The organism is Wolbachia endosymbiont of Madathamugadia hiepei, from assembly GCF_013366855.1.
Taxonomy (GTDB): Bacteria; Pseudomonadota; Alphaproteobacteria; order Rickettsiales; family Anaplasmataceae; genus Wolbachia.
The window spans coordinates 1-4,621 of record NZ_WQMP01000076.1 but is presented as its reverse complement, the minus strand read 5'-3'; the positions used below and the strand labels follow the sequence as shown (position 1 = coordinate 4,621).

Genomic DNA, 4,621 nt, shown 5'->3' with positions numbered 1-4,621 from the left:
AAAAACTCTGAGGCAGCTAGTATTCAAATTCTCCCTTGTCTATTTGACGTTCTATACTGTCTTAAACTACTTATAAGCGCGTTTCAGCTTGTATAGGTAAAAACCAGAAGTTTTAAAAAGACGTGAGGTGCACATAGTGCAAAAATTTAAACATGAGACGCCAAATACCCTAAGTTTTTTGTCATTAACTTGCACAGATTGCGAAGATAAACAAATAGCTCCAGCATCACTATAAGAGTAACGGCGAAGGTTGTCAAGTAGTTTTTTTGTTTCTATTGGGTAGCTTCTCTCTACTGTCGTCCGTCCGCTTTCTGTGTAGTGGAAATCAGCATGAGTATGGCTTACTAACGCTTATTTCTGTAAAGCAAAAAATTTTAGTGGGGCGAGCGACCAGGATTGAACTGGCGACATTCAGTACCACAAACTGACGCTCTACCAACTGAGCTACGCCCGCCAAAGTATAAAATTTCTGATACATCAGCACAGAAAGTATAAAATTTCTAACATACCAGCGCAAAAAGTCAATTGACTATTTAAGTAAATTCTTTTACTTCAAACTGTATTATAGTTATATGTAAAATCGTGGGGTTTCTAAGATGTATAGCCCCACAATTCCTCCTTTGATGGTGTTTTTCTCACACTTTATCATACTTTCTGGGACCAAACTCTCTACTCTCTGCTTAGCATATCCATCAAATCAGATTCTTTGAGTTTGCTGTGGTCGACTTTGCTGAACTTGTTTACCATCGCGCTCATTTGGTTATATTGCTTAACTAAGAGATTAATATCCGGCACACTCGTTCCAGAACCTTTTGCAACTCTAAGCCTCCTCTTGCCATTTAGAATATCTGGATCTCGCCTTTCTTTTTCAGTCATCGAATTTATGATAGCTATATATTTTTTCACTTTGCTATCATCTGGCACTCCGCTACTTAGCTTTTTTGTAAACGAGCTTGGGATGAACTTCATTATGTTGCTGATGCCATCCATTTTGTTCAGAGTTTTTAGCATTCCTACCAAATCATTCAGGTCAAATTTACCTTTTTTTACTTTCTTTTGCAGTTTATCGATTTCTTCCTGACCAACGATCTCGGCAGCTCTTTCAGCCAACGAGACAACATCACCCATATCAAGTATCCTTTTTGCGATTCTATCTGGGTAAAAGTCATCGAGGTCACTTAGCTTTTCACCACAAGCAATAAATTTAATTGGGCAGTTGGTTGTCATTTTCATAGAGAGGGCAACACCACCACGTGCATCGCCATCAATACGAGTGAGAATAATGCCAGTCACGCCTATTGCTTCATTGAATGACTTGGCGATGTTCACTGCGTCTTGGCCGATCATCGCATCGGCTACTAAAATAACTTCTGCAGGTGAAGCTATTTCTTTCACAGCCTTCAACTCATTCATCATATTTTCGTCGATATGAAGCCTACCTGCGGTATCTAGTATCAATACATCATAGTTATCGTTCTTTGCTGCTGCCAGTGCCCTTTTTGTAATTGCAATAGGCTTTTCATCTATCGCTATAGGTAAGGTTTGTACGTCTATTTGTTTACCGAGCACCTCAAGCTGTTTCTGGGCAGCCGGCCTGTAAATATCCAAAGAGGCAAGCATTACTTTTTTCTTTTGTTTTTTTAGCTTTAAAGCAAGCTTTCCTGAGGTCGTTGTTTTACCTGCGCCTTGTAAGCCCACCATCATAATTATAGCAGGAGGTTTAACTGCGAGATTCAATTCACTTTTTTCTGGTCCGAGAATTGCAACTAAATTATCCTGCACAATTTTGATTATCATTTGTGCTGGAGAAACACTTTTTATGACTTTTTCCCCTATGACCTTATCTTTAATGTCATTGATGAATTTTTTTACAACTTCAAGCGAAACATCAGCTTCAATTAGAGCTATACGTATTTCACGCATAGTAAGGCTGAAGTCATCTTTGGAAATGATTGACTTTCCCCTGAGCTTGTTGAATACAGAATTTAAACTCTCGGTCAATGATTTAAACATAACAGTACCAGTAGAACGCTCATCAAAAAAAGAGAAGAAGCTGAAACGAAACTCACTGAGTTATAACTTAGCACTTCTTTAAGTTTAGTAGTATTATTAGAGTATAGACTGGCAAGCGAATTAGTCAAGTTTTGCAGTGCACTAGCAGACATCTTTCTTATTTTGAAAGCTAATTTATTGAACAGTGAGACAACGTAGGGTATGAGAGCTCTGAAAATCCAATCGATATCCATTTTAAAGTTTATTCTTGGCAGAAATAACTTGCGTAAGGGGATGAACAACAAGGTGGCACATAGTAATGAACTAAATTGCGACCAGATATTTTGTGTGTTGTACGCAAGATTAAAAATCGCAGGTTTGTTGTAAATAGGTAAGTAAGGATTGCCAACAATTACGCATATGAATGCTAAAATAATCATGGCTATTCCACCCCCTTCCTCTGCTGAAAGTTTTGACTTGCTTTTGACAATAAATATGTAGTAAAGAAACTTAAGTCCCACACTTAAATAAAGCAATAAATTCAGAATTTTGTGCAAGCTTTCGTACAATTCTAAATCAGTACCATTCATTTTAATTTCAGCTGCAATGTATGATTTGCTAATAAATCCAGCAGTGCCAGGAAATGCAGCAATTGTGAGTATTGCGATCAAAGCATACATTCCTTCTACTGACATGAATTTGCTTGCTCTATTAAAATTCACCACTTTTGTCCGCAAGATAATCGAGTTGGCAACAGCAATGAGCAATAGTTGGTAGGCAATGGAAAAAATTATGTTGAGAGCAAGTAGTGGTACAGCATTTTCCAAGCAGCTAAGCAGACTCCCTGTCATAATTAATATGCCCATTTGCCCTACAACATTGTAGGCTAAAAACCTACGGATGTTTTGTTCAAGGGAGGCAAATATAATACCATAAATAGCAGTGATAGTGCCCAAGAATGCTAATATTTCAGCATAATCTTGCCAAAGGTTGTAAGTATGCAGGAGCGCTACTAAAAAAGAAACCTTGGTAGTAAATAGGGAAAGGTATGACGCACCGTGTAATGATGCAGCAGGATATGCGTCAACAACCCAGAATGAAAAAGGGAAACAGGCGCAATTTATTAATAGACCTATGATTATCAGATTAGAACTTTGAGTTGCTAACCCTGCCGTTAGTACAACCCCAACGAAAAAGTGTACACAAGCATACCTTACTGCAGGTCCATTATCTTTGCTGCCGGCTGCGATAATAAAAGATGCACTGATGGCCATTAATTCACAGAATATCACAGCCAATAATATCTGCTTAGATAATATTGCACACAATGAACTGACAGTATAAGCAAAAAAGGATAACATTTCCGAAAAGCTTAAATTTTTTGCTGGTAGAACAATTAGAAATGCAGCTAATAAAAAAGATATCAATATGATGCGAAAAGATAAATCAAAATTTAGAACAGGATAAGACCAATTAAACGCGGTATCCAAATTCTCAGGTAAATTTAGTACTACAACTACCAATATAGACAGCAGAAATAACAGCAAAAATTTATAAAGTTGCACGACAATTTAAGTCAATATAGTTTATACTATCTCGATGAATAAATAAAATCAATTTGCATGTATTAACCACTAATTAAACTAATTATCATATAATTATATCAGGGTTAGGGGGTTGTAGGAAACCGGTCAGATTAGGTTTTTAATCTAACCTGACCGGTAGCTTTAATAGTGAGGTAAGCCTCAATATAACACGCTCAATTTATAGTACTGCATTCGTGCATAATCTATTTGAAATTTGTGCACGAGTGTTAGTAAATTATTTACTTTTTGAAATAAAGCTCAGCATTAATTTTTTACGGTTAGCACAAAACTAGTTATTTCCTTATTTTATATTACCATGCTAAAATATCTATTATAGCATAAAGTTATTAATAATATGTGTATTTTAGCATATTAGATGAAGGTTCAGTCTGACAGACTAGCATCATCCAAGTCGCTGGCATCCAAGAAATTTTGCTTGTAAGCGAGCGCGCTAAGTTAGTGAACATAAAAGTAGCAAATCCTGTGTTACGCTGGCTAAGTTTTCCCACTTCATACCGCAGCGACCGCTAACGCTAGCGGAACAATGGTTTTTTGAATCTTCGGCCAGCTAAATTTACTAGATCTCTTGTATAGCCAATTTATGGTGAGGAAAAATGCAGATGAGCACCGTAGAATACTTGAAGTTTGAAGAGCGCAAGCAAGTTTTGACGCAAAATCAGAAAGCAGGTTATGCAAAAGGTTCACTGTTATATAGCTTAATAATTAAATATTTATTGACCTATTAACTATTTTTATGTATTATTATACTATTAGTAGTTTATATCAGAACATTAATAATGAGTGGTTCTACATCAGAAGAAAAGAAAAATCCAGTAGTGACGCTAAAAGCTCAGGCAGAGAAATTTGACTTTAGCAAGTTAAGGGCTGATAAGAATAATGCTGAAGCGAACTCTGGTCATCAAACGTATCTAGGCTCTATGAACAAAATTTCGTCATGAGAAAATAAGGAAAGATGTAGCAAAAACTGGTAGTTTAACTTAGCCACAAATAGAGAAACTACCAAATGGCATATTATATAAAAG

The 4,621-nt window shown here is 36.5% G+C and carries 3 protein-coding genes and 1 tRNA gene; 1 reads left to right on the top strand and 3 read right to left on the bottom strand.

Annotated features, from left to right (window positions below; genetic code table 11):
- Window positions 1-378: 378 nt before the first annotated feature.
- From GO685_RS03415 to GO685_RS03405, 3 genes are all read right to left on the bottom strand, one after another.
- Window positions 379-454: transfer RNA gene (locus GO685_RS03415), tRNA-His, on the bottom strand.
- A gap of 215 nt (window positions 455-669) precedes the next feature.
- Window positions 670-2,013: a signal recognition particle protein gene (gene ffh / locus GO685_RS03410; RefSeq protein ID WP_175937580.1), complete on the bottom strand. Its 1,344-nt coding sequence runs from the start codon at window positions 2,011-2,013 to the stop codon at window positions 670-672.
- Window positions 1,998-3,557 carry a proton-conducting transporter transmembrane domain-containing protein gene (locus GO685_RS03405; protein ID WP_175937579.1) on the bottom strand — a complete coding sequence of 520 codons (1,560 nt, stop codon included), beginning with the start codon at window positions 3,555-3,557 and terminating at the stop codon, window positions 1,998-2,000. Before GO685_RS03405 ends, ffh begins: the two co-directional genes overlap by 16 nt.
- A gap of 818 nt (window positions 3,558-4,375) precedes the next feature.
- Here GO685_RS03405 and GO685_RS03400 point away from each other — a divergent pair.
- Window positions 4,376-4,537: a hypothetical protein gene (locus GO685_RS03400; protein ID WP_175937578.1), complete on the top strand. Its 162-nt coding sequence runs from the start codon at window positions 4,376-4,378 to the stop codon at window positions 4,535-4,537.
- The last annotated feature ends 84 nt before the right edge of the window (window positions 4,538-4,621 follow it).